This window comes from Paraburkholderia sp. RCC_158, from assembly GCF_041355255.1.
Classification (GTDB): Bacteria; Pseudomonadota; Gammaproteobacteria; order Burkholderiales; family Burkholderiaceae; genus Paraburkholderia; species Paraburkholderia graminis.
The window spans coordinates 209,835-234,801 of record NZ_JBFUPM010000009.1; the positions used below are offsets into that span (position 1 = coordinate 209,835).

22 protein-coding genes are annotated in these 24,967 nt (G+C 62.7%); 6 read left to right on the top strand and 16 right to left on the bottom strand.

What is annotated here, in order from left to right; genetic code table 11:
* Positions 1-86 precede the first annotated feature (86 nt).
* The 5 genes from AB6809_RS19550 to AB6809_RS19570 form a co-directional block, all read right to left on the bottom strand.
* The gene (locus AB6809_RS19550) at positions 87-1,301 is read right to left on the bottom strand and encodes an ABC transporter substrate-binding protein (protein ID WP_006050830.1); all 1,215 of its coding nucleotides are present in this window, start codon (positions 1,299-1,301) and stop codon (positions 87-89) included.
* A 53-nt stretch (positions 1,302-1,354) separates the two neighbouring features.
* Entirely contained in the window at positions 1,355-2,113 is a 759-nt protein-coding gene (locus AB6809_RS19555; RefSeq protein WP_006050829.1) for an ABC transporter ATP-binding protein, read from the bottom strand.
* Positions 2,110-2,889, bottom strand: a complete 780-nt coding sequence (locus AB6809_RS19560) for an ABC transporter ATP-binding protein (RefSeq protein ID WP_006050828.1) — start codon at positions 2,887-2,889, stop codon at positions 2,110-2,112. Before AB6809_RS19560 ends, AB6809_RS19555 begins: the two co-directional genes overlap by 4 nt.
* Positions 2,890-3,211: 322 nt before the next feature.
* Positions 3,212-4,924 (bottom strand): GMC family oxidoreductase, encoded by a 1,713-nt coding sequence (locus tag AB6809_RS19565; RefSeq protein WP_371027000.1) that lies wholly within the window; start codon positions 4,922-4,924, stop codon positions 3,212-3,214.
* A 133-nt stretch (positions 4,925-5,057) separates the two neighbouring features.
* Complete coding sequence (locus AB6809_RS19570; protein WP_371027001.1) at positions 5,058-6,596, bottom strand: CoA-acylating methylmalonate-semialdehyde dehydrogenase; 1,539 nt, start codon at positions 6,594-6,596, stop codon at positions 5,058-5,060.
* A gap of 156 nt (positions 6,597-6,752) precedes the next feature.
* Here AB6809_RS19570 and AB6809_RS19575 point away from each other — a divergent pair, with 156 nt between their 5' ends.
* Both AB6809_RS19575 and AB6809_RS19580 read left to right on the top strand, forming a co-directional pair.
* Positions 6,753-7,652, top strand: coding sequence for a LysR family transcriptional regulator (locus tag AB6809_RS19575; RefSeq protein ID WP_006050825.1), 900 nt, complete (start codon positions 6,753-6,755; stop codon positions 7,650-7,652).
* A 270-nt stretch (positions 7,653-7,922) separates the two neighbouring features.
* Positions 7,923-8,462 (top strand): class IV adenylate cyclase, encoded by a 540-nt coding sequence (locus AB6809_RS19580; protein ID WP_029971206.1) that lies wholly within the window; start codon positions 7,923-7,925, stop codon positions 8,460-8,462.
* A 28-nt stretch (positions 8,463-8,490) separates the two neighbouring features.
* Here the strand turns inward: AB6809_RS19580 and AB6809_RS19585 are convergent, their stop codons facing one another.
* Positions 8,491-8,982 (bottom strand): Lrp/AsnC family transcriptional regulator, encoded by a 492-nt coding sequence (locus AB6809_RS19585; protein WP_006050823.1) that lies wholly within the window; start codon positions 8,980-8,982, stop codon positions 8,491-8,493.
* Positions 8,983-9,171: 189 nt separating this feature from the next.
* Between AB6809_RS19585 and AB6809_RS19590 the strand changes: the two genes are divergently transcribed.
* Entirely contained in the window at positions 9,172-9,501 is a 330-nt protein-coding gene (locus AB6809_RS19590; RefSeq protein WP_371027002.1) for a 4a-hydroxytetrahydrobiopterin dehydratase, read from the top strand.
* Positions 9,502-9,540: 39 nt separating this feature from the next.
* On the opposite strand, the gene AB6809_RS19595 is transcribed toward AB6809_RS19590, so the two are convergent.
* A complete protein-coding gene (locus AB6809_RS19595) occupies positions 9,541-9,765 on the bottom strand; it encodes a DUF3717 domain-containing protein (protein WP_006050821.1) in 225 nt (74 codons plus the stop codon).
* A 179-nt stretch (positions 9,766-9,944) separates the two neighbouring features.
* Between AB6809_RS19595 and AB6809_RS19600 the strand changes: the two genes are divergently transcribed.
* Both AB6809_RS19600 and AB6809_RS19605 read left to right on the top strand, forming a co-directional pair.
* Positions 9,945-10,631, top strand: a complete 687-nt coding sequence (locus AB6809_RS19600) for a response regulator transcription factor (RefSeq protein WP_006050820.1) — start codon at positions 9,945-9,947, stop codon at positions 10,629-10,631.
* Between the two features lie 132 nt (positions 10,632-10,763).
* Positions 10,764-12,266, top strand: a complete 1,503-nt coding sequence (locus tag AB6809_RS19605; protein ID WP_053858912.1) for a sensor histidine kinase — start codon at positions 10,764-10,766, stop codon at positions 12,264-12,266.
* Between the two features lie 75 nt (positions 12,267-12,341).
* Here AB6809_RS19605 and AB6809_RS19610 read toward each other — a convergent pair whose 3' ends face one another.
* The 7 genes from AB6809_RS19610 to mnmC form a co-directional block, all read right to left on the bottom strand.
* Positions 12,342-12,899 carry an SET domain-containing protein gene (locus AB6809_RS19610; RefSeq protein ID WP_006050818.1) on the bottom strand — a complete coding sequence of 186 codons (558 nt, stop codon included), beginning with the start codon at positions 12,897-12,899 and terminating at the stop codon, positions 12,342-12,344.
* Between the two features lie 229 nt (positions 12,900-13,128).
* Positions 13,129-14,241: an NADH:flavin oxidoreductase/NADH oxidase gene (locus AB6809_RS19615; protein ID WP_006050817.1), complete on the bottom strand. Its 1,113-nt coding sequence runs from the start codon at positions 14,239-14,241 to the stop codon at positions 13,129-13,131.
* Positions 14,242-14,338: 97 nt separating this feature from the next.
* Positions 14,339-15,052 (bottom strand): glutamine amidotransferase, encoded by a 714-nt coding sequence (locus tag AB6809_RS19620; protein ID WP_371027004.1) that lies wholly within the window; start codon positions 15,050-15,052, stop codon positions 14,339-14,341.
* 123 nt (positions 15,053-15,175) lie between these two features.
* Complete coding sequence (locus AB6809_RS19625; protein ID WP_006050815.1) at positions 15,176-15,814, bottom strand: MarR family winged helix-turn-helix transcriptional regulator; 639 nt, start codon at positions 15,812-15,814, stop codon at positions 15,176-15,178.
* A gap of 539 nt (positions 15,815-16,353) precedes the next feature.
* A complete protein-coding gene (locus AB6809_RS19630) occupies positions 16,354-17,469 on the bottom strand; it encodes a YbdK family carboxylate-amine ligase (protein WP_006050814.1) in 1,116 nt (371 codons plus the stop codon).
* 127 nt (positions 17,470-17,596) lie between these two features.
* The gene (locus AB6809_RS19635; protein ID WP_029971201.1) at positions 17,597-18,802 is read right to left on the bottom strand and encodes a cation:proton antiporter; all 1,206 of its coding nucleotides are present in this window, start codon (positions 18,800-18,802) and stop codon (positions 17,597-17,599) included.
* A gap of 861 nt (positions 18,803-19,663) precedes the next feature.
* Positions 19,664-21,673: a bifunctional tRNA (5-methylaminomethyl-2-thiouridine)(34)-methyltransferase MnmD/FAD-dependent 5-carboxymethylaminomethyl-2-thiouridine(34) oxidoreductase MnmC gene (mnmC, locus tag AB6809_RS19640; protein ID WP_371027005.1), complete on the bottom strand. Its 2,010-nt coding sequence runs from the start codon at positions 21,671-21,673 to the stop codon at positions 19,664-19,666.
* A 414-nt stretch (positions 21,674-22,087) separates the two neighbouring features.
* Between mnmC and AB6809_RS19645 the strand changes: the two genes are divergently transcribed.
* A complete protein-coding gene (locus tag AB6809_RS19645; RefSeq protein ID WP_006050811.1) occupies positions 22,088-22,366 on the top strand; it encodes an HU family DNA-binding protein in 279 nt (92 codons plus the stop codon).
* A gap of 132 nt (positions 22,367-22,498) precedes the next feature.
* Here the strand turns inward: AB6809_RS19645 and AB6809_RS19650 are convergent, their stop codons facing one another.
* Positions 22,499-23,866 carry a GTP-binding protein gene (locus AB6809_RS19650; RefSeq protein WP_371027006.1) on the bottom strand — a complete coding sequence of 456 codons (1,368 nt, stop codon included), beginning with the start codon at positions 23,864-23,866 and terminating at the stop codon, positions 22,499-22,501.
* A gap of 144 nt (positions 23,867-24,010) precedes the next feature.
* Positions 24,011-24,457, bottom strand: a complete 447-nt coding sequence (locus AB6809_RS19655) for a lytic transglycosylase domain-containing protein (RefSeq protein WP_006050809.1) — start codon at positions 24,455-24,457, stop codon at positions 24,011-24,013.
* Positions 24,458-24,967: the final 510 nt, after the last annotated feature.

The window sequence follows — 24,967 nt, forward strand, 5'->3', positions numbered from 1 at the left end:
GCGCGCGGCATATGAAGCGAAGCGAAACGAACGGCTGACTGCCCACGCGGACAGCCAGCCGTCACAGTCAGGCCGTCAATCCGCGCTTATTTCCACAGCGCGCAGCGCGTTTCCGACTTCGTCGTGAACGCCTGCTCGCCGGGAATCGTCGCGGTGATCTTGTAGTAGTCCCACGGCTCTTTCGACTCAGCCGGCGTCTTCACCTGCATCAGGTACATGTCGTGGATCATGCTGCCGTCCTGACGAATGTAGCCCTTCGCATAGAAGTCGTCGATCTTCGTCTTCTTCAGTTGCGCCATGACTTTCTCAGAGTCGGTCGAGCCGACTGCCTGCACCGCTTTCAGGTAATTCATCGTCGCCGAATAGTCGGCGGCCTGCAGGCTCGACGGCATCTTGCGCATCTTGTCGAAGTAACGCTGCGCCCACTTGCGCGTGTTCGCGTCCTTGTTCCAGTACCAGCTATCGGTCAGCACGAGACCTTGTGTTGTTTCAAGACCGAGACTGTGCACGTCGTTGATGAACATCAGCAGCGCGGCGAGCTTCATGCTCTTCGTAATGCCGAATTCCTTCGCGGCCTTGATCGAGTTGATCGTGTCGCCGCCTGCATTGGCGAGACCGAGAACCTGCGCCTTCGACGACTGCGCCTGCAACAGGAACGACGAGAAGTCCGACGCGGACAACGGATGACGCACCGCGCCCAGCACCTGGCCGCCGGTCGCCTTCACCACGTCCGACGTGTTCTTTTCAAGCGCTTTGCCGAACGCATAGTCGGCCGTCAGGAAGTACCACGACTTGCCGCCCTGCTTCACGACCGCTGAGCCGGTGCCTTTTGCGAGCGCCGTCGTGTCGTACGCATAGTGAATCGTGTACGGCGTGCATTGCTCGTTGGTCAGCGTGTCCGCGCCCGCGCCGATGCTGATGTACACCTTGTGTTTTTCACCGGCGACGGTGTTCATCGACAGACCGGTTGCCGAGTTCGTGCCGCCGATCAGCAGATCGAGTCCCTCGCGATCCATCCATTCGCGTGCGCGCGATGCCGCGATGTCCGCCTTGTTCTGGTGATCCGCATACAGCACGGTGATCGGCTTGCCGTTGACCTTGCCGCCGAAATCGGCAACCGCCATGCGGATCGCCTCGAGGCCGCCCTGGCCGTCGATGTCCGCGTAAAGCCCCGACATGTCGGTGATAAAACCGATCTTCACTGCGTCGTCAGCCGCTTGCGCGCTACTCATCGTGATAGCGGCGCCGGCGGCGACCGCGAAACAAACTGAGGCAAGCCGCGCGAGTGGGTTCTTTTTCATTCGTGTCTCCTGGTTCTTCGCTTGTGGTTATCAGAGGCAGTTGGGCGCGCTCTCTACACGCCCAGCAAATCGTGCAGCACCGGCATCTTGCTTTCGAGTTCACTTGCCCCGAAGTGTTCGACGATCGTACCGTGCTCCATCACATAGAAGCGATCGGCAAGTGGCGCGGCAAAGCGGAAATTCTGTTCGACCATCACGATCGTGTAGCCGCGCGCCTTCAACGTGACGATCATGCGCGCGAGCGCCTGCACGATGACAGGCGCGAGCCCTTCGGAAATCTCGTCGAGCAGCAGCAGGCTCGCGCCGGTGCGCAGTATGCGCGCAACCGCGAGCATCTGCTGTTCGCCGCCCGAGAGCCGCGTGCCCTGGCTCATGCGGCGTTCCTGCAGATTCGGGAACATCGAATAGATTTCCTCGAGCGACATCATGTGCGCCTTGTCGCCGACAGGCGGCGGCAACAACAGATTTTCCTCGCACGAGAGGCTCGAAAAAATGCCGCGCTCTTCGGGGCAATAGCCAATGCCGCAATGCGCGATGCGATGCGTGGGCAGATTGATCGTTTCACGTCCGCCGATGCGGATCGAGCCCGTGCGCCGGCCGGTGAGTCCCATGATCGCGCGCAATGTCGTGGTGCGCCCCGCCCCGTTGCGTCCGAGCAGCGTGACAACCTCGCCGCGGTCCACGGTCAGATCGACGCCATGCAGGATGTGCGACTCTCCGTACCAGGCCTGCAATCCCGTGATTTCGAGCGCGGGCGCGCCAGCGGCCTTGCCGCTCACCTCGAGGCTTTCGCGCTCGGCAATTGTGTTCATGCGTGGGCTCCGGCGAGCGCCGCGTCGGCGCTGCCCATATAGGCTTGCATCACGAGCGGATTCTTCGACACGTCGGCATACGTGCCCTCGGCGAGCACTTCGCCTCGTTGCAGCACGGTGATCGTGTCGGAGATGCCGGCAATCACGTTCATGTTGTGTTCGACCATGAGAATCGTGCGGCCGCTCGATACTTTCTTGATTAATGCCGTCACGCGATCGACGTCCTCGTGGCCCATGCCTTGCGTCGGCTCGTCGAGCAGCATCAGCTCGGGTTCCATCGCGAGCGTGGTGGCGATTTCCAGCGCGCGCTTGCGGCCGTACGAGAGTTCGACGGTCAGTACATCGGCGAAATCGGTCAGGCCCACTTGCGTGAGCAGGTCCATCGCGCGGTCGTCGAGTTGGCGCAGCGTGCGCTCGCTTTTCCAGAAATGAAAAGCGGTGCCGAGCGAGCGCTGCAAACCGATGCGCACATTCTGCAATGCCGTCAGATGCGGAAACACAGCGGAAATCTGGAACGAACGAATGATGCCGCGCCGCGCGATTTGCGCCGGCCGCTCTTTCGTAATGTCGACGCCGTTAAAGACGATCTGGCCGGCTGTCGGTTCGAGGAACTTGGTGAGCAGGTTGAAACAGGTGGTCTTGCCTGCTCCATTGGGGCCGATCAGCGCATGGATCGAGCCACGGCGCACGCGCAGGTTCACGCCGTTCACGGCAATGAAGCCTTTGAACTCACGGGTGAGGCCGCGCGTTTCGAGAATCGTATCGCCGAGAATCATGTTCCCTTCCATACGGAGTTAGGCGAAGCACTACGAGCTTTCGCGCGAAGCCCTGCGCGACTTTTAATTTGGACGGCGGCACCCCGTGCACGCTCGTTGGCGTGCTGCACCAATCCGGACGGTAATCCCTGGGGCAACACGCAGCATGGCTGCCATTGTCGCGCCAATGATGCAGCGCATTCATTGGGATTTGCACTTAGTGGATGATGCGTGTGCAACCGCGCACGGCAGTCTCTCATTGGAGACAGGCGGCGTGTGGATGCACGCGACGGTGCTTGGAATGCGCGGCACGCATGGCGCGTGCCGCGATGCGAGATGTGTGTCAGGCCGCGGTCATCGAGACTGCCTTGCCTGCCTGCGCGGTCACGCTGCCGGCCACGCGCGCGCGGCGATCCTCGCGGATCATGTCGCTTGCGCGCTCCGCGATCATCAACGTGGGCGAGTTCGTATTGCCCGATGTGATGGTGGGCATGACCGATGCGTCGACCACGCGCAGTCCATCCACCCCGATAACTCGTAGCCTGTTGTCGACGACCGCAGCGGGATCGTCGGTCGTGCCCATGCGGCATGTGCCGACAGGATGGAAGATCGTGGTGCCCACAAGCCCTGCCGCACGTTGCAGTTCTTCCTCGCTCTGATACTCGATACCCGGCAAGATTTCCCGCGGCTGGTAACGCGCGAGGGCAGGCGCGGTAGCAATGCGGCGCGTGAGACGCAACGCGTTCGCCGCCACATGGCGGTCATAATCCGTCGACAGATAGTTGGGCGCGATCAACGGCGGCGCCGACGCGTCCGCCGATTCGATATGAATGCTGCCGCGCGAAGTCGGCCGCAACTGGCACACAGACGCCGTGAATGCATTGAACCGGTGCAGCGGTTCGCCGAAGCGATCGAGTGAAAGCGGCTGCACGTGATATTCGAGGTCGGGGCGCGCGAGCGAGCGATCGTCGGGATCGGACTTCGCGAACGCGCCCAGTTGCGACGGCGACATCGACATCGGGCCGCTTTGAAACAGCGCGTACTGCACGCCGATCATCAGCTTGCCCCACCAATGGGCCGACGCCGTGTTCAACGTGCGCACGCCGTCGACCTGATAAGCCATGCGCAGTTGCAGATGGTCCTGCAAGTTTTCGCCGACACCGCGCAGATCGTTGACGACTTCGATACCGAGGTTGTGCAGACGCGCGCCGTTGCCAATGCCGGATAGCTCGAGCAATTGCGGCGAGTTCACCGCGCCCGAACTCAGTATGACCTCACAACGCGCTTTGGCCACGTAGTCGATCTCGTTGCCGCGATATTCGACGCCCGTGCAACGGCGTCCTTCGAATACGACGCGCTGCGTATGCGCGCCGGTGATGATGGTGAGATTCGGCCGCCTCATCGCGGGGCGCAAGAACGCTTTCGAAGCATTCCAGCGAATGCCGCGCTTCTGGTTGACGTCGAAGTAGCCGACTCCCGTGTTGTCGCCGCGATTGAAGTCGTCGGTGGCGGGAATGCCGGTTTCCTGCGCGGCCTTCGCGAACTCCTCGAGTATTTTCCATTTGAGGCGTTGCTTCTCGACGCGCCACGGACCGCCCGCGCCATGCGATTCGCTCGCACCCGCGTAGTGGTCCTCGCTGCGTTTGAAGACGGGCAGCACGGCGTCCCACGACCACGACGCGTCGTTGGTCACGCGCGCCCATTCGTCGTAATCCTCGCGCTGGCCGCGCATATAGATCATGCCGTTGATCGACGAACTGCCGCCGAGCACGCGGCCGCGCGGATACGAGAGCGCGCGGCCGTTTAGCCCCGGCTCGGCCTGCGTTTTATAAAGCCAGTCAGTGCGAGGATTGCCGATGCAGTAGAGATAGCCGACCGGAACATGGATCCAGTGATAGTCGTCCTTGCCGCCCGCTTCGAGCAACAGTACCTGCACGTCCGGATCTTCGGTCAGGCGATTGGCGAGCACGCAGCCCGCCGTCCCGGCGCCAACGATGATGTAGTCGAATTCGCCTTCGAGACGCCGCCCCGAAGACGCAGCTTGCGCGTGGCTCATCGTTCAGTCTCCTAATCATTTTTTGCCGACGGCTTCACGCCCGGCTTTATCGACACCTTCGGCGCGCGTCACGAGCAACGCGCGACGCACGCCGAAGGCCACAACCGTGAACCGCTTCCAACTACGTCGCGAACTACTTCGCGACCGGCATGGTGAACTCCGCGCCCTTCGCGATGCTGTCGGGCCAGCGTTGCATGATGCTCTTGTAGCGCGTGTAAAACCGCACGCCTTCCTCGCCGTACGCGTGATGATCGCCGAACAGCGACTTCTTCCAGCCGCCGAACGAATGCCACGCCATCGGCACAGGTATCGGCACGTTGATGCCGACCATGCCGATCTGGATCTGCCGCGAGAACGCGCGCGCGATGCCGCCGTCCGACGTGAACAACGACACGCCGTTGGCAAACTCGTTCGCGTTGATCAGTTCCACCGCCGACGCGAAATCGGGCACGCGCACCACGCACAACACCGGCCCGAAAATTTCCTCGCGATAGATCTTCATATCGGTCGACACATTGTCGAACAACGTACCGCCGAGGAAGAAGCCCTTCTCGTGACCGTCGACCTGATGACCGCGGCCATCGACGACGAGCTTCGCGCCTGCCGCGACGCCCGCTTCGATATAGCCGAGCACTTTCTCGCGATGCGCGGCCGTCACCAACGGTCCCATTTCGGCAGCCGCTTCCATGCCGTTCAGAATCTTCAGGCTCTTCACGCGAGGCGTGAGCCGCTCGACCAGCTCATCCGCGATATGGCCGACTGCCACCGCGACCGAGATTGCCATGCAGCGCTCGCCGGCCGAGCCGTATGCCGCGCCGATCAACGCGTCGACGGCCTGATCGAGATCGGCGTCCGGCATCACGACGAGGTGATTCTTGGCGCCGCCCAACGCCTGCACGCGCTTGCCGTGCCGCGTGCCTTCGCTGTGGATGTACTCGGCAATCGGCGTCGAGCCGACGAACGACACCGCGCTCACATCGGGATGCACGAGCAGCGCGTCGACCGCGACCTTGTCGCCGTGAACGACGTTGAACACGCCATCGGGCAAACCGGCCTCTTTGAGCAATTCGGCGATGCGGTTCGATGCCGACGGATCGCGCTCCGACGGTTTCAGCACAAACGTATTGCCGCAGGCAATCGCGACCGGAAACATCCAGCACGGCACCATCATCGGAAAATTGAATGGCGTGATGCCGGCGACCACGCCGAGCGGCTGGCGCAGATTCCAGTTGTCGATGCCGCCGCCGATCTGGTCGGTGAAGTCCGTCTTCAACAGATTCGGAATGCCGCAGGCGAACTCGACCACTTCGATGCCGCGCATCACTTCGCCCTTCGCATCGGAAAACACCTTGCCGTGCTCACGCGTGATGAGTTCCGCGAGTTCGTCGTGATGGCGGTCGAGCAGTTCCTTGAACTTGAACAGCACGCGCGCGCGTTTGATCGGCGCCGTTTCGCTCCATGCGGGAAACGCGGCGTAGGCGGCGGCGACGGCCGCATCGACTTCGGCGACGCTACCGAGCGGCACGCGCGCGCTCACTTCGCCGAGCGCGGGATTGAAGACGTCGGCGAAACGGCCGCTCGTTCCGTCAATGGCCTTGCCGTTGATGAAATGCGTCAGCGCCCGCACGCCCGCGGCGCTGCGGACGGTTTCGTCCCGATATGTCTCGCTCATGTTCTGTCCTCTCGGTTGGGGACCATCGTTCGCGATGGTTTGCTGCCTATCTTCCGCCATAAAACGGCGTACTGAAATACGAGGTTACGGCGCTTCGTCGCACGAAATCCAATGAGTAATGCTCAACTGCGCTATAAGCCGCGTTAATATCACTGGATGGATCTCACTCTGCTACGCGCGTTCGTCACTGTGGCACGCGAGGGCAATCTCACGCGTGCCGCCGTGCAACTGCATCTCACGCAGCCGGCTGTCAGTCTGCAAATCAAGCATTTGCAGGAGACGCTCGGCGTCGCGCTGTTTACGCGGACCTCGCACGGGCTCTCGCTCACGCGCGACGGCCAGGCGCTGCTGCCGCACGCCGAACGCGCATTGGCTGCGGCAAGCGACGTGCAGCGCGCCGCGCAATCGCTGCGCCAGGAAGTGCGCGGACGCTTGCGCATCGGCACGATCCTCGATCCGGAGTTCCTGCGGCTCGGTGGCTTTCTGAAGCAACTGGTGGAGACGTGGCCGCACATCGAGACGGCTTTGCGGCACGGCATGTCGGGCTGGGTGCTCGACCAGGTTCGCGCAGGCGAGCTGGACGTCGGCTACTACATCGGCGTGCCGTCCGACGACGATACGCGCGACGGTTCCGCGTTCCATACACTGACGCTCACGCACTTCCAGTACCGCGTGCTCGCGCCGGCCGGCTGGAAAGACCGCGTCAAAGGCGCGCGCGACTGGCGTTCGCTCGCCGCGTTTCCGTGGATCTGGACGCCGCCCGCATCGGCGCATAACCGGCTGCTGTCGCGCGCATTCGGCGAGGCGGGCGTCAAGCCGGTGAAGGTGGCCGAAGTGGACCAGGAGCCGTCGATGCTCGATCTCGTCAAGTCGGGCGTGGGCCTCACGCTCGCGCGCGACGCGATTGCGATCGCCGAGGCTCACGCGCATGCGCTGACCATCGTCGAAGGCATTACGGTGCCGACGCAACTGAGCTTTATCACGCTGGCCGAGCGCAAGGACGAGCCTGCGATAGCCGCCGCGTTGAAGCTGATCGAACTGCAATGGACGACGTGAAAACCGCGTGAAGGCCGCCTGAACTTGGGTCCGGTATTGGACCGCCGCGATATGAGCGGTTCTCATGACAGCGCGCGGGCACTCCCGCAAAGTAATCGAGTCCGACTGAAACCGCGGCGTCACGCAGTTTTTGTTAGATTGACGGTTCGCGCATGCGCCGGCCCTTCGTGCTGTCCCTGCTTTCCCGTTCCGACCGACTCTGTCTTCCCGGCAGCTTCGCCCCACTCACGACGAAGCCGCTTACCACCCTATTCCCGACAGGAGCCTGACATGGCACGCAACATCGAAATCAAAGCCCGCGCCCAGCATTTCGAACAGCTGCGCGAACGCGCGGCGCAGCTTGCGCCGGACGCGCCGCTGATCTTCCGCCAGCAGGATTTCTTCTACGACGTGCCGCGCGGGCGTCTGAAGCTGCGCCAGTTCGACGACGGCACGCCCGCCGAGCTGATCTTCTATCAGCGCGACGACCGCGACGGTCCCAAGGCGTCGTACTACACACGCAGTCCCGTGACGAACCCCGAAGCGATGCACTCGCTGCTTGCCACGGCGCTGACCACGCGCGGCATCGTCACCAAGGAACGGCACGTGTATCTGGCGGGGCGCACGCGCATTCATCTGGACCGCGTCGATGGCCTCGGCGATTTCGTCGAGCTTGAAGTGGTGCTCGCGCAAGACGACGACGAGGAAGACGGTCACGCCGAAGCGCATGCGATGTTCGCGAGTCTCGGCGTGCCGGAATCGGATCTGGTGGCGGTGGCTTATGTCGATCTGCTGACGAGCCCCGGCGGCGAGCCGAAGCAGGCCGCATAAAACGCGCGTATCGCCGCTCGAGCGCGGCTCACGCCGCAGCCGTTCCCGGCGACAGATGCGCAAGCGGCAACGGCCCGTTGCGCTTGAACGTCGTGAGCACGATGTTCGAGCGCACGCTGTCCACGCCGGGCACGCGCATCAGCTTTTTCATCACGAACGTGGACAGGTAATTCAGGTCGGGCGCGACGATGCGCAGCAGATAGTCGGCGTCGCCCACCACCGCGTGACATTCCAGCACTTCGGGCAACGCGTCGATCTGCTGCTGGAACTGCTCGATGATCGAATCGCCGTGATGCTTGAGCTTGAGGCTCGTAAAGGCCGTCACGCCCAGGCCGAGCTTTTCCGGCCGCAGCACGACGCGATAGCCGTCCACCACACCGATCTGTTCCAGCCGCTGCAAGCGCCGCCCGATCTGCGACGGCGACAGCGGCACTTGCTCGGCAAGCTGCTGATGAGTCGCACGGCCGAAGCGCTGAAGCACGTCCAGTAGCGCAAGATCGAAGTGGTCGAGGTCTAGCATGGTGCAATTCCGCATTAAATAGCCGTTCAATGCGGGATTATTGCATGTGATCCCGACAATACGCCCCCAGCCCGCTCATCCGACCGGCCGCTGCATGCGACCGCCGGGTCGTCAGCGAGCCCGCCGCATCCGTGGAAAAATAAAGAAGCGTCGGCATGGCGACGCAAACCCAGTACACGAGGTGACCCGATGATCGACAGACTGAGTTCCGAAGAACGCACCGCCGAACTCGCCCGCTTGCACGGCTGGCAACCCGCGACGGACCGCGATGCGATCCAGCGGCAGTTCGAGTTCGCCGACTTCAACGAAGCCTTCGGCTTCATGACGCGTGTCGCGATCAAGGCGCAGGAAATGGATCACCATCCGGAATGGTTCAACGTGTACAACAAGGTGCAGATCACGCTGTCGACGCATGAAGCAAATGGACTGACGAAGCGCGATATCGAACTGGCGCACTTTATCGAGACGATCACGGCACACACGCGCAACGCGGCCAACACGCAGAATTCGTCGTACTGAAAGGCCTTTGCAGGCAACCGCGGACGAAAACCTTCAGTTCTACAGGCTATTTTTAAGGCGCACGTAAGAATCCCACGCCTGGCGTGCATTGGCGTCCAAACGATCCCGCGATAGCGTGTTCCGACGCTGTACAATCAGGAGCGCATACGGCTTGGAGAGCGCGCTTGCCTCCTTGCACAGAACGAGTTCGTCTCCGCTCGAAGGTGAGCGGGCGCGCCAGAAGTTGATCGCGGCTTCGAGTTCCTGAATGCTGATCTCGGACATGGCTTCGATTACCCGGAGGGCGCGAGCGCGCTGCTCGATGACTGCGTGGTTGACTGCTTGGTGGCTTGGGCCGATCCGGCATGAGCACACACCGCGGTCCGCGTAGCAGATGTGTAAAGCAGGCGCCCCGGCGAACCGCTTGCCCGAACGCCTAAACCCATTGTAATTGAGCGAGATCCATGCGACTCCTTCTGATCGAAGATGACCGCCCCATCGCACGCGGCATCCAAAGCAGCCTCGAACAAGCCGGCTTCACCGTCGACATGGTCCACGACGGCATTTTCGCCGAACAGGCTCTCACCCAAAACCGTCACGAACTGGTGATTCTCGACCTCGGCTTGCCGGGCATCGACGGCATGACGCTGCTCGCGCGTTTCCGTCAGAGCAATCGCCATACGCCAGTGATCATCCTCACCGCGCGCGACGAACTGAACGACCGCGTCCAGGGCCTGAATTCCGGCGCGGACGACTACATGCTCAAGCCGTTCGAGCCGACCGAGCTCGAAGCGCGCATTCGCGCAGTGATGCGCCGCAGCGGTCCGCACGGCGACATGCCGCGTCCGGAAGTGTCGCTGGGCGGCGTGCGTCTGTCGGGCGTCGATCGGCGCATTTTCAACGACGACAAGCCCCTCGAACTGTCGCCGCGCGAATTCGCCGTGCTCGAAATGCTGCTGCTGCGCCACGGCCGCGTGGTCAGCAAAGCGCAACTGCAGGACCACCTCACGCATTTCGGCGGCGATCTCGGCGACACCGCGATCGAAGTCTATGTGCACCGCGTGCGCAAAAAGCTCGAGAGCTGCCGCGTCGAAATCGTTACGGTGCGCGGCTTCGGTTACCTGTTGCAGGAAATCCGTCAGGCCGCATAATCGTCGTGAAGGCCGCCACTCTGTTGCGGCCTGACGGCGCCGGGCCGGCGCGGCGCACTGCGTGCGCGAGTCGCCGGCGTCCGGTGAAACTTCATGGCGCCTCGCGCCTGCCCTCTTCCCACGCGTTCGATCATGCCCCAGCCGGCCGCCAATAGTCTGCGCCGCACGCTGCTGCGGCGCCTAGCTGCTCCGCTTTCGCTGCTCGCGCTGATGAGCGGCCTGATCGCCTATTGGCTCGCGTGGCAGTACACGCAGCACGTGGTCGATCGCTCGCTTGCGGACCTCGCGACCGCCATCTCGAAGCAGATTCAGATTGCGGGCCCCGAAGCGCCCATTACCGTGCCGCCGCTTGCGCAAGCGATGTTTTCCGATCCGGTCGAGCATCTCGTCTATCGGATCAGCGATGGCGAAACCGAAATTGCCGGCGATGAAACGCTGCCGTTGCAAGGCACCAGCGTTCGGCGCATGCATTACGCGTATGTGTTCGAAACGCAGCATCAGGGCGTGACGGTGCGCGTCGCGCAGGTGAGGGTCGATCAGCCGGTGGGCAATCCGATCGTCGTCGAGGTCGGGCAGCCGGTGCATCACCGCTTTCGCATCGCCGCGGAATTTCTCGTGGCGATCATGATGCCGCTGTTGCTGCTGCTGCTCGCGGGCTGGGTGATCGTGTGGCGCGTGGTGAATCAGCAGCTCAATCCGCTGACCGATCTCGCGGACTCGCTCAACCGGCAGACGCACACGTCGCTCGAACCGGTCGACGAGACCTATGTGCCCGTCGAAATCCGGCCGCTGACCGGCGCCGTCAATGCGCTGCTCGGCCGTCTCAAGACCGCGCTCGACGGCCAGCGCAAATTCATCGCCGATGCCGCGCATCAACTGCGCACGCCGCTCACGGCCGTCAAGCTGCACGCGGAGCAAGCGGCTGTCGCGCGCGATCCGCAACAGACGCTCGCCGCCGTGCGCGAGTTGCGTGCGGCCGCCGATCGCGCGGTGCGTCTGTCGAATCAGTTGCTGTCTCTCGCGCGCGCGGAACCGGCCGAGCAGGCCGCGCGCTTCGTCAATGTCGATATGGCCGCGCTCGCGTTCGATACCGGCGCGGAATGGGTGCCGCGCGCGTTGGCTTCGCACATCGACCTCGGTTTCCAGCGGCTCGACGATCCGGCCAACGATCATCCGTTGATCGCGCGCGGCAATCCGGTGCTGCTGCACGAAGTGATCGCGAATCTGCTCGATAACGCGCTGAAGTACGTGCCGCCTTCGCGCTTCGACGGTGGGCGCATTACGGTCACGGTGTCGCAAACCGTGATCGACGACGTGCGCATGGCCGAGATCGTCGTCGAGGACAATGGCGCGGGCGTGCCGCACACGCAGCAAGCAGACCTGTTCAAGCGGTTTTTCCGCGGCGACGGTCAGAGCGATGACGGCGTGGACGGCGGCGCCGGTCTCGGTCTCGCGATCGTTCACGACATCATGGCGCTGCATCACGGCAGCGTGCATTACGAGGACGCGCCCGAAGGCGGAGCGCGTTTCATCGTGCGTATTCCGGTCGTGGAAGCGGCGCGGCCGGCACACGCCAGCGACGACGCACAAGACCACGAAAAAAAACCGGCGCACTCGGCGCCGGTCGATCTGTAGCGGTAACTTAGGTCTTCGCGCTGCGCGGGCGTCATTCACACGACGAACCGCGCAGCTCGCGCGCTGCTTCTCGCGTTACTTCTTCCTAGCCTTCTTCGCCGGGCTGGCCGACTTTGCAGACTTAACGGACTTTGCGGTTTTCGCAGCCTTGGCCGGCTTCGCCGCTTTAGCCGCGGCCTTGTCCTTCTCGGTCGGCGCGAGCATCGTGCCGCGGCATTTGCGCGAGCCGCAGCGGCATTCGTATTCCTTCTTGAGCTTCTTCGTCTGACGCGCGTCGATCACGAGACCGTAATCGTAGAAGATCTCCTCGCCCTCGGCGATGTCGCGCAGCGCATGCACGTACACGTGACCGTCGATCTCTTCCGCTTCGCAGTTCGGCGCGCACGAGTGGTTGATCCAGCGTGCGCTGTTGCCGCTCACCTTGCCGTCGATCACCTTGCCGCTATCGAGCGCAAAGTAGAACGTGTGATTCGGTTCGTCAGGATTATGCGGATGACGGCGCAACGCTTCTTTCCAGGAAATCCGCTCGCCCTTGTATTCGATTAGCCGCTCGCCGGCCGCAATCGGTTCGAGCGCAAACACGCCTTTGCCGTGCACACCGGAACGACGCACGGCGATCCTGCGTGAACTCATTGAATGAATCCTTGTGAAGAACTGGGGATGAAGTCCGGCAGCCGTCGGAAAAGCTCGCGTCTGACGCGCTGATTTTTTCTGGCGCTCATAGCAAACGCGGCGCCCTGCGAGCGCCGCGTCGACCTGCGACGCTCACGCGCCACAACCGGCATCCTACACGCTGAAGACGGCTTCGTTCAACCGTCAAAAACGTGGACCTCATGCGATCGTGCGTCACGCATGAGCCGCCTCATCTTTGTCCGAATGAAATCTCGCCGAAGAGCGCCTTCTGATCGCGCGGTTGCGAGCGCCAGTACTGCGGCGGGGCCTCGACCGTCGCGCCGAGTTGCGCAGCGGCGTGCCACGGCCAGCGCGGGTTGTATAGCAGCGCGCGAGCCAGCGCGATCAGATCGGCGTCGCCCTGTTCGATCAGTTGCTCGGCGTGAAACGGATCGGTGATGAGTCCGACGCCGATGGTCGTGAGCCCCGTCGCCTGTTTGACGGCCTTGGCGAACGGAATCTGATAGCCCGGCTCGAGCGGAATCTTCTGCAACGGCGAGACGCCGCCGGACGATACGTCGATCCAGTCGCAGCCGCGCTTCTTCAACTCATGTGCGAACGCGATGGTGTCTTCCAGCGACCAGCCGCCTTCGACCCAATCCGTTGCGGACACACGCACGCCGACCGGTTTGTCGGCGGGAAAAGACGCGCGCACGATGTCGAAGATCTCGAGCGGAAAACGCATGCGGTTTTCGAGCGAACCGCCGTAGTCGTCATCCCGTTGATTGGCGAGCGGCGAAAGAAACTGATGCAGCAAATAGCCGTGTGCGGCATGCACTTCGAGTGCGTCGATGCCGAGACGCGCGGCGCGCCGCGCGGACGCCGCAAACGCTTCGCGGATGCGATTCAGGCCAGGTGTGTCGAGCGCGAGCGGCGGCTCTTCGCCCGCTTTGTGCGGCAACGCCGACGGCGCATGCGGCAACCAGCCGCCCTGCGAGACCGGAATCAGCTGGCCGCCTTCCCACGGCGCATGACTCGACGCCTTGCGCCCGGCATGCGACAACTGCATCGTCACGTTGATGTGCGAGTGCTTGCGGATCGCGGCAAGCACGGGCGTGAGCGCGGCTTCGGTCGCGTCGTCCCACAAGCCCAGATCGCCGGGCGTGATGCGGCCGTCCGGTTCGACAGCCGTCGCCTCGATGCACAGCATGCCGGCGCCGGACAACGCGAGACTGCCGAGGTGAATCATGTGCCACGCGGTGGCTTCGCCGCGTTCGGCGGAATACTGGCACATCGGCGACACGACGATGCGATTCGGAAGCGTCACGCTACGCAGCGTGAGTGGAGAAAATAGCGCGCTCATGGATCACCGCCCAGTAGAAAACCGAGAGCGAACGAGGATAGCACCGCGAGTCATTTGCTGCAGGCAGGCCACTTGCGACCGCCGCTGAAGCGCTCGCTCAGGGCTGCGCCTGTACCTGATCGAGCCATTCGCCGAACATACGGCAAGCTGCGGCCTCGAGAGCCGGGCCGAACTGCGCGGTCTCGGCGCGCAATTGACGCGCGTCGATTCCGTGCTCCACGAGTTCGCCCGCATTGCCGATCAGCCAGGGCTCGAAGCGATCCGTGCGGATCTCGGGATGACATTGCAACGCGAGCACATGGCTGCCCCACGTGAACGCCTGGTTTTCACACGCGCTCGTGGATGCGAGACGCGTCGCGTTCGCGGGAAGGTCGAAGGTATCGCCATGCCAATGCAGCATGGACGTATGCGCGCCATCGAGATGACGCACCGGCGATGCGCGGCCGGCCTCCGTCAGCGTAAGCGGTTCCCAGCCGAGCTCCGTATGGCCCGCGGGATACACTCGCGCGCCGAGCACACGCGCGATCAGTTGCGCGCCGAGACAAATGCCGAGTGTGGGAAGCCCTGCTTCGATGCGTTTTTCGATCATCGAGAGCAGCGGCACGAGCGTGGGATAGCGCGCGTCGTCGGTGGCGCTAATCGGACCGCCGAGCACCACCATCAACGATGACGTGACCGGGTTCGGCGCCTCGATGCGGGCAAAGCCGACATCGAGATAACGCACGGGCCGCCCGCGTTCGCCGAGCACGAGTTCGAGACTGCCCAGATCCTCGAAGTGCACGTGGCGAATGGCCAGAACTTCCTGATTCATCAGCCTGTCACCTTCAGATTGACTGCGGACTGCCGCTGCGCGGCACCGAAAAAGCCGGCAGGCGGCAAACGCCGCCTGCTGTTGCCGGTTGCAGTGTAGCGGACTGGCAGCGAAGCAGCCGCCTTACTGGGCGAAGATCTTCCAGGTCTTTTTCTGCGTGGCGACGTCGGCGGTTTCATGCACGGCGCAATCCAGACGCAGATCCGTATCCGCCATGTTCAGATCGAGCAGCGCGCAATGATGCGGCGTTTTCTTCGGATTCTTGCTCGGCTCGAAATGCGTGCAGCTCAGGCACATGCGGTGCGGCGGAATGTTGCCCTGCGCTTCCAGTTGATGAACCGTCTTGAGCAGCGTGCGATAGAACAGGGCCTGCTCGTCGTCGCGCAACGTGCCCACAGCCTTGGCCAGAAAGTCAGGCCATTGCGCGGCGCGCTTCGCAGCCGTGCGGCCGCGAGTGGTCAGACGAACGGCGAGCGCGCGGCCGTCATCGAGAGCGCGGCGCTTTTCGACCAGTCCCTTGGTCTCGAGCGTACTGACCGCGTCGCTGGTGGTCGCGGCGGTCAGTGCCGTTTCGCGCGCGATTTCCCCGAGCCGCATCGGCCCTTTTCGTTGCATCAGCAAAACCAGGATTTCGCCCTGCGTGGGCGTGAGGCCCGCGCCTTCCGCCCATTCCCAAGCCTGGCTTCGCATCGCCGTGCTCAGTCGCAAGAGGCTGTGGGTGACTCGCCCGGTTGCCTGTTCTCCGTATACGCCTTCGCTCATAATCTTCGATTGGTTTATTTACAGCTTTTGTGCGGTGCCGGCCGTTGTTGCCGGGAACGCCCGTAGCCTGTGTGGGGTAGCCCCGCCCAAAACAGGACGAGACGGTCTCTAACTATCTCAAAAATTCACCGCCTTGCAAGCCGAAGCGGTTAAGACGACATTCTATGCGAGAGCGGCGAATCGTACAGCTAAGTTATCCAATGCAATCTGTGGATAACCGTGGGACAACATCAGGGATGACATGTGCGCCGATTCTTGATAAGCACCCGCGTCCACTTGTGAGTCCTTAAGTTGTCCTCGTTTACCGCCGGCCACGCACTGCTCACCGGCCTACTTATGGTTTACGCAGCGCCTTGACTTTGCAGGGAATTATTCAGTTGTCCACAGTCGGCGGCGATGCTTGTTAACTACTACTACGTTTGTATACGTACTTATTGGAAAAACCTTAAGGGCCCCGAACTGGAAAATTTTAACGACGAAAAAAAACCCGCGCAGGCGGGTTTTCTTACTGTTGAACACAAGCGACACCGTCCGGCCGATCACGCTCGCCACTTCAGACACTGTTGCCGGACAGCCTCATGCAGCGACTTTTCCTGTTCGACGACGCCTCTTAGCCACGTTGCATCGTTGATCTGACCGCGCGCAATCGCGCCGATCTCGGCAAGCGCATGGCCCGAGCCCAACGCGTCGCCGTGCGGCGCGATGAGGTCGAGCGTCTCGAGAATGTCTTCCGAAATCGTCTTGCGTTCGCCTGTCTGCGGATTGATGCAGGTTCCGGCCAGACCGAAGCGGCATGCCTCGAAGCGGTTGAACGTGTAGACGAGGTAATCGTCTTCGTGCGGCGTGATCGGCTTGTCGAGCAGCAGATGGCGCGCAAGCGTCTGGATGTAGCAGGCAATCGCCGCGGCGCGATCGACGGAAAGCGGCGTATCCATCACGCGTACTTCGATGGTGCCGAAGCCCGGCTTCGGCCGGATGTCCCAGTAAAAATCCTTCATGCTGTTGACCACGCCCGTATGGACCATCTTCGAGAAATATTCCTCGAAGCTGTCCCACGTCAGCACGAACGGCGCGCGGCCCGATAGCGGAAACGCGAACACGGAATTCAGGCGTGCCGAATGAAAGCCGGTGTCCACGCCCTGCACGAACGGCGACGATGCGGACAACGCAATGAAATGCGGAATGAAGCGCGACATGGAATGCAGCAGGAACAGCGCGCTGTCCGGATCCGGACAGCCGATGTGCACATGCTGGCCGAATACGGTGAACTGCTTCGCGAGATAGCCGTACAGCTCCGAAAGATACTGAAAGCGCGGCGTATCCACGATCTGCCGTTCGCTCCATTGCTGGAAAGCGTGCGTGCCGCCGCCGCACAGGCCGACGTTCAGATGATCGGCTGCGGAAACAAGCGTGTCGCGAATCTTGCGCAGATCGGCGAGCGCCTGTTCATGGTTCGTGCAAATGCCGGTGGACAGCTCGATCATGCTCTCGGTGATTTCCGGCGTGATGTTGCCGGGGATCTTTTGATCCTTGACGAGGCGCAGCAGATCGGAGCCGGCTTTGGTCAGATCATAGTCGTGCGTATTGACGATCTGCATCTCGAGTTCGACACCGAAAGTGAACGGCTTCGAATCGATGAAGGGTTCGAGTGACATGGCGTCCCCTGAGTGAGGTCGGCCGGACGGTTGTCGGAGGCCCGGCCGTTTTTTGAAGCGAATAAATTTGAATAACGTGTGGCTTGCAGCGCGGAGCGCTCACGGTCGCTTACGACCGCTTAACCGCTTACTCTTCGCGCCGCTCGGCGACCAGCGCGAGGCTGCGATAAACGAGCCACGGCCCGAGAATCTGCAGCACGACAATCGAACACATCATGATCGCCCGCAATTGCGGATCGAAATTTGGATACAGGTTGTACGTATCGTCGACGAGCAGATAAGCCAGCGCCGACATCGGCGAGAGCGACAAACCGAGCGCCATGCCCTGTTTCCAGTCCAGACCGCTCGGCTTTGCAAACGCAAGCACGCCGACGAGTTTCGCGACGAGACGCGCAACAATCAGGCCCAGCGCCGCAACGCCGCCGAGCGCAATGTCTTTCCATTCAAACGAAGTGAGCGTCAGCACGAACAGAATCACAGTGAGAAGCCAGCCGGCCGTGCCGAAATGCCGCGGCCACAACTGCGGCCGAGCCTCCAGATTCTTCACGATGATGCCGGCGGCGAGCAGCGCGAGAATGGTCGACAGCTTGAACAGATGCGCGACCGCGATCGCCACCAGAATCAGGCCGAATAGCGCAACGAACGAATGCTCGTCCTGCATGTTCAGCCGGCGATAAAAGAACGTGCAGGTGCGCGCGAGCAGATAGGCGAGCACGAGCGAGCCGACCAGCAGATAAAGCGGCTGCAGAATGGTCGCGAAAACATTGCCATACGCTTCCTGATGCAGCCAGCTCGACACGAGCTTTTCGATCACGACCGCATACATGCTGTTCAACGCGGTCAGCGTCAACAGACGCTGCGTGACCTGGCCTTCGGCGCGAAGCTCGGTCTTGAGCTGAATCACCATGGCCGGCGAAGTCGCCATCGCGATGGCGGCCAGCACGGTTGCAACCATCAGCGGCACGTTCAGAAACAGCAGCACGGGCAAAACGAGCGCGAAAGTCAAAGTGGCTTCCGCGACGCTCGACATCACGAGCCACGGATTACGACGGATCCAGCGCAGATCGAGCCGGCTGCCGAGTTCGAACAGCAGCAAGCCGAGCGCAACGTCGAGCAAGGGCCGCGCGGCTTTCGCCGATTCGGCATCGATCACGCCCGAGCCGGCCGCGCCGGCAATCAGACCGATGACCGCATAGCCCGAAATACGCGGCAAGCGCCACGCGCGATAGCACAACTCGCCGCACAAGCCCGCGGCGAGCAAGGCGAGACCAGCCCAAAAAATGGCGTCGGGTGAAAGCGGCCAGGCTGGAAAAAATGAAAACGCCGAATTCATCGTTATGGGTTCTCCTTTGCAGCAACGGCAGATCACATGAACCAGCATGAGCCGGCGCGAACACCGGCGAGCGGGTGGGCGCAAGACGCGGGCCACTGTCGCAATCGCTTCGCGTGATCCGCGTTGCGGGTTTTCAACGATCGGATGATTCGAACGCGCCGCAGTCGCAGGGAGCTCGGCGCATTCAGGGGTGCGGCCGTAGCAACCGGCTCGGCACGGTGAAAGAACGCCGTCGACGTTGAATCAGATTCTGATTGAACGGGACCGTTCCATTGCAGCGGGTACCGCAGGAGGCCAGGCACCACGCGGAAAAGAACGGCGATTGTGCCATAGCTTTTTTAGCTTCGACCGAAAAGACACGAACATGCAGGCAAAACGGTAAGAAAGTACTTCATCTTCGCGAGATGTGGAAAAAGCGACCGTTTTGGCGGCTTGCGGCACCGGCATTGCCGGCTGGCTCCAGTGCTCGTCGATGGAGTCTGCACCATCTACGTGTGCTTTTCAGGACAGCCGCTAGCACACGGGTTGAATGCGTCGCCCGATCTGTGCGGTGGCGCACGGTCCAGCTCGGGCCTTGCTGTTTACATGTTTACTGTATGTATACGTAGTAGCAGTTAACAAGCAGCCCGCTTTTCTGTGGATAACCCCGGTTTACCGAAGCGAATCAGCGGATTGCAGACTTCATAACCGGATGCACAGCATGTGCGGCGACGCCGGGTAGTCGCGGGTAACTTTTGGCGAAATTCGACGGCGCTCGAGTTACCCCGTTTACGTCCACAACGGTTCCACACGAGTTGCGCTAGTAAACAACGTGGTTATCCACAATTTGCGGTGGATAACCACGCGGCAGCCCGCCGATGGTTAACCGATGACGCCGCCTTGCCGCAAAGTGCGCAGCAGGAAGCGCGCAGGGTCGATGTCTTCGGCAAGATCGCGTTCGAGCGGCAATGGCTCGCCTTCGATCTGCGACGCGATCAGTTCCGCGCCAAGCGCCGCCCACACGAGACCGCGCGAGCCGTAGGCAAAGGCGCTGTAGAGACCGTCGACGCGCGGCAGATCGAGCGGCCACGCACCGCGCAGGCGTTGCGCGTCACGCGCCGCGAGCGCTTCGTCGGCGAGGTTGCCGATCATCGGCATGCGGTCGCTTGTCACGCAGCGGAATGCGACGCGGCCGGTCAGCGCATGACCCGATGCCGCGGCATCGCCGCGCCCGACAACGCTCGCGAACGCGGGCAGCATCTGCGCGACGCGCTCGATGTTTTCCAGATGACCGGCAGGACGAAGCGACGTTTCAGCGTCGTCGAGTTCGTATGTCGCGCCCGTCAGCGTGACGCCGCCGGGCAGCGGTATCGCATAACCTTCGCCAATCACCGGCAACTCCAGCGACGGCGCCGCGCCCGGCGGCAGCAAAGTGAGCTGGCCGCGGATGCTGCGAGTCGGCGCGTGACGCAATCCGGCAATGCGCGCCGCGTCGTGAGCGTTGGCGACGATCACGACCGGCGCACGCGCGAGCACGTCGCCGGCCGCGTCGAATACCAGCCATTCATCTGCCGAGCGCTCGAGACGCGCGGCTTCCACGCCGAAGCGCCGCTCGAGCAAATCACCGGCGGCGGCACATTGCGCGGCGCAAAGCGAGGCCGGGTCGATCCAGCCGCCGTGCGGGAAGAACCAGCCGCCGCGCGCGAGCGGCGTACCGGCGAGCTTTTGCGCGTCGTCGGCGGAGACCGGCGTGACGAATTCCGGCGGATAGCGCAGCGCGGCGATGGCTTCGCTCATCGCGCGCGCTTCGTCGGCGTTTTCGGCGATTTGCAGCAGACCCGAGCCGCCGCGCAGCGGCGCGTGGCCGAGCCGTTCGAGCGCCGTCCAGCGTCTTAGCGCGTATAAAAAGCCGGCGCGCGTGACGCGCGACGCGACACTGTCGTCGCGCGAGATCATCGGGTGGAATACGCCGGCCGGATTGCCCGACGCGTCTTGCGCGACCGACGCATGCCGCTCCAGCAAAGTCACGCGCCAGCCGCGCGCGGCGAGCCGCTCGACCATCGCGCATCCCGCGAGACCGCCGCCGATCACGACCGCATGCCGTTCGCCAGGCGTGAGCGCTCCGAGCGGTCCGAGCGGTCCGAGTGGCGAGGGCGGCTCGTGACGACGCACGCGCCAGCGAGGCGCGAAGCGGCCGACCAGCATCGCGCGCTTCCAGCCGAAACCTTCGACCTTGCGATACTCGAAGCCGCATTGAGTCAGCGCCCGCTTGATGTCGCCGGCGCTCGTGTAAGTGGCAAAGGTCGCGCCGTCGTCCGCGAGCCGCGCAAGCGACTTGAAGATGGCGAGCGTCCAGAGCTCCGGGTTTTTGGCGGGCGAGAAGCCGTCGAGGTAAAACGCATCCGCGCGCAGCCTGAGATTCGGCAAGCTCTGCTCTGCGTCGCCGAAAACGAGTGTGAGAACCACGCGCCCGTCCTCGAATTCCAGCCGATGCGTGCCCGGCACGAGCATCGGCCACTCGCTCGCGAGCGTGTCGGCGAGCGCCGCAATCGACGGATCGGCAATGGTCGCGGCATACGCGCGGCGCAGATCGGCGAGCGCGAACGGATGCTTTTCCGTCGAGACGAAATGGAGCCGCTCGCAACGCGACGGGTCGGCGCGCCAGGCGGCCCACGTCGTGAGGAAGTTGATGCCCATGCCGAAGCCCGTCTCCAGCACCGTGAAAACGCGCCGGCCCTGCCAGCGCTCCGGCAGCGCGTTGCCGCGCAAGAAAACATGATCGGCCTGCTCGAGACCGCCGACGGCGCTGTGATAGATGTCGTCGTAGAGAGGCGAAAAAGGCGTGCCGTTGTCCCGGAACGAGAGGACGGCTGGGATCAGCGGATCGGTCATGCGCGACGCAAAGTGAGGCCCCAACAAGCGGGTCCAACGTTACCGCCAGCGCGCGCGGCTCGCCGGGCGGCGAAATAGACGCGCCGAGCGTTGGCAAAAACCAACGTCAAAGCCCCGTCCACACTGGGTTTCGGGCTTCTCAGCGAGGCCGGATCAGCAAAAAGTGCCGTTTCCTTGCTGTATCTGTTCCAAAACCGCGTAATTCTTCGAAACCCTTGTCCTGATTGGGTTTGCGCTGCGCTATCATAGCAAGCGCCGCGAAGGGAGCGGCAGCACGGCCGACGGACACTCGCTGTCCGGCGCTTTTGATCTGGAGGGGCTCCGGAGCCGTAGCTGCTCGATGGCGCGGCGCGCGCACGTATAATCGGCGCGTTCGCGCTGTTCGTGTCAACCTAAACTCAGAAAGGAACCTTAATGAACAAACAGGAACTGATCGACGCTGTCGCAGGACAGACGGGCGCCAGCAAGGCTCAAACCGGTGAAACGCTGGACACGTTGCTTGAAGTGATCAAGAAGTCTGTGTCGAAGGGCGACGCGGTCCAGTTGATCGGCTTCGGCAGCTTTGGTTCGGGCAAGCGCGCAGCGCGTACAGGTCGCAACCCGAAGACGGGCGAAACCATCAAGATTCCGGCCGCAAAGACCGTCAAGTTCACGGCAGGCAAGGCGTTCAAAGACGCAGTCAACAAGCGCTAAGCAGATTACTGCCAGGCAGTTGACACCCGCCAACGGCGGGTTTTTTTTTGTCTTTTGCGTTTGGAGGGGGCGCGCCGCGGCGGAGAGTGCGGCGCGCGTGGTTGCTACTGTCGAGGCGGTTGAAAGAGCCGCTTAGTCGTGGCGATGTGCTGTTCCGCCGTGGCCGTGGCCATCGTGATCATGGTCGTCGTGGTCGTGACCATGATGATGACCGTGATCATGATCATGATCGTCGTCGAAGTCCCACGCCGGAAACGGATCGGCGAACTGTTGCCAGTCTTGCGGTCCCACGGCGTATTCGTCGTCGGTCAGCAGGCACGCGTCGAACTTCGCCGACCACAGCGCCGGGTCGATGCCCACGCCGATCATCGCCAATTCCTGGCGACGGTCGCCAATACTGACGTCGTCCGGCGCGCCATACCAGTCGGCGGCAATTTCGGCGGCGAGCTCGTCATCGGCATCGGGCCATTCGCTGCGGTCCTGAGCCGCCCACCACATGCCTGCGGGACCGTGCCGGCAAGCGCCGCCCGCCTGCGACAGCGAACCGGCGATGTCGTTACGCGTCGCGAGCCAGAAGAAACCCTTGCTGCGCAAGACGCCTTTCCATTCCTCGTGCAGCAGCGCCCACAGCCGCTCCGGATGGAACGGACGGCGCGCGCGATAAACGAAGTTGCCGATGCCGAACTCGTCCGCTTCGCTGTGATGGCCGTGGCCGCGTTCGTCTGCGTGCTTCTCGGCCTGGTTGAGCAACGCGATCGCGCCGGGAGCGTTCGCCGTCTCGTCGAAATCGAAGCGGTCGGTGTTGACGATCTGCTCGAGCGGCACGGCGCCGAAGCGGCTCACCACTTGCACCGCGCGCGGATTGATGCGCGCGAGGATGCGTTGCAGGCGCGTCAGCTCGTCGGCGGTCACGAGGTCGGCCTTGTTCACGACCAGCACGTCGCAGAACTCGACCTGCTCGATCAGCAGTTCCACGAGAGTCCGGTCGTCTTCGTCGCTCGCGGCGATGCCGCGTTCGGCGAGCGCATCCGCGGAGCCGTAGTCGTGCAGAAAATTGGACGCGTCGACCACCGTGACCATCGTATCGAGCCGCGCGAGCTCGGCGAGCGGCGCGCCGTCATCGTCATCGTCGGCGAAGGCGAAGGCGAAGGCGAAGGCGAAGGTCTCGGCGATCGGCATGGGTTCCGCCACACCGGCCGACTCGATCAGTATCGCGTCGAAGCGCTTTTCGGCGGCCAGCCGTTTCACCTGGGCGAGCAGATCGTCGCGCAGCGTGCAGCAGACACAGCCGTTCGACAGCTCGACCATGTTTTCTTCGCTATGCGACAGCGCGGCCGGATCGCGCAAAAGCGTCGCGTCGATCTTGACGGCGGCGAGATCGTCGACGATCGCGGCGACGCGCAAGCCGGCGCGATTCGCGAGGATGTGATTCAGGAGCGTGGTCTTGCCGGCGCCCAGAAAACCGGAGAGCACGGTGACGGGCAGTGGCGGCTGGTTCATCGCAGTACGGAAAATCGGGAGGATTGGAAGGCGTGCCGGGCGCCGCATTGCTGCGCGAGTCTAGCCGCGGTCCAGCGGACGCTCGAGCGCCGGCGGCAGCACGAAGCCGCATTGTGCATCAAATCGGAAACGGCGAGCGGTCGATCAGCGTGACGCCGGCATCAGGTTCCACTTGCGTAGAATTGCGGCGATCTGTTGAGCGTACTTGTCGCGCAGCGCGGGCGTCTCGGAGTGATAAGCGCCGATGGCTTGCCACGTATTGCCGTACTTGTTCATCTGCCGGCGCAGATGCCACGCGGCGATGTACACGTTCTTGCACGGCTCCATCAGCGTGCCTTGCGAGATGCCGTATTGCGCGAGCGTGGGCAGATGAATCGAGTTGATCTGCATTACGCCATAGTCGGTCGAGCCGTTTGCGTTTTTGTGCTGCGCGTCCGGACGGTTATGCGACTCCTGCCAGGCGATCGCACGCAGAATCAGCGGGTTCACTTTCTGATATTTCGCGGCTTCGTCGAAGCAATCGGCGCGTGCCGTCCCGGCCGAAGCCAAGATGGTAATTCCTGCCAGAAAGGTGACGAAGCTTCGTTTCATCGGTCAAGACGACTGGGGCAAACCGCAAGGGTAAGGGATCGTAAGGGCTCGTATCAGCCATTGTTCAGCCGGGACTAGCCGGTGGGCGCAATCTGGCCGGGGCATTGACGGAAGATGCGGGAAAACCCGTGTTCGCAACGGCGATCCGACGGCTTGAACGGCTCGTATGATACCGGCAGGCCGTGACCCGTCAAGTTGGCTAACAGACATAAGAGCGCGGAAACACTAGGTTTTCTTGCCGCTTTCAGTCCGCAGTGCTTTCGCTTTCAAGGCCCGCCGAGCGGGCCCGAACGTTTAGGGAAACTCACTGAGGCTTTCCTTTTGTGACAAATCCGACATGAAAAACTGTTACTGTTCCTTCTTTTCGGACATCGGATGGCCAGCATTTTAGGGCGGCTTTCGCCCACCTGGCCCGCCGGCAGACCGACCGACCGGCGGTTTGCTCCCGTGTCCGCGCTGCATGACCGCCGGCGGCCTGCGCTGCCGGCATCGACATTACATTCCATGAGA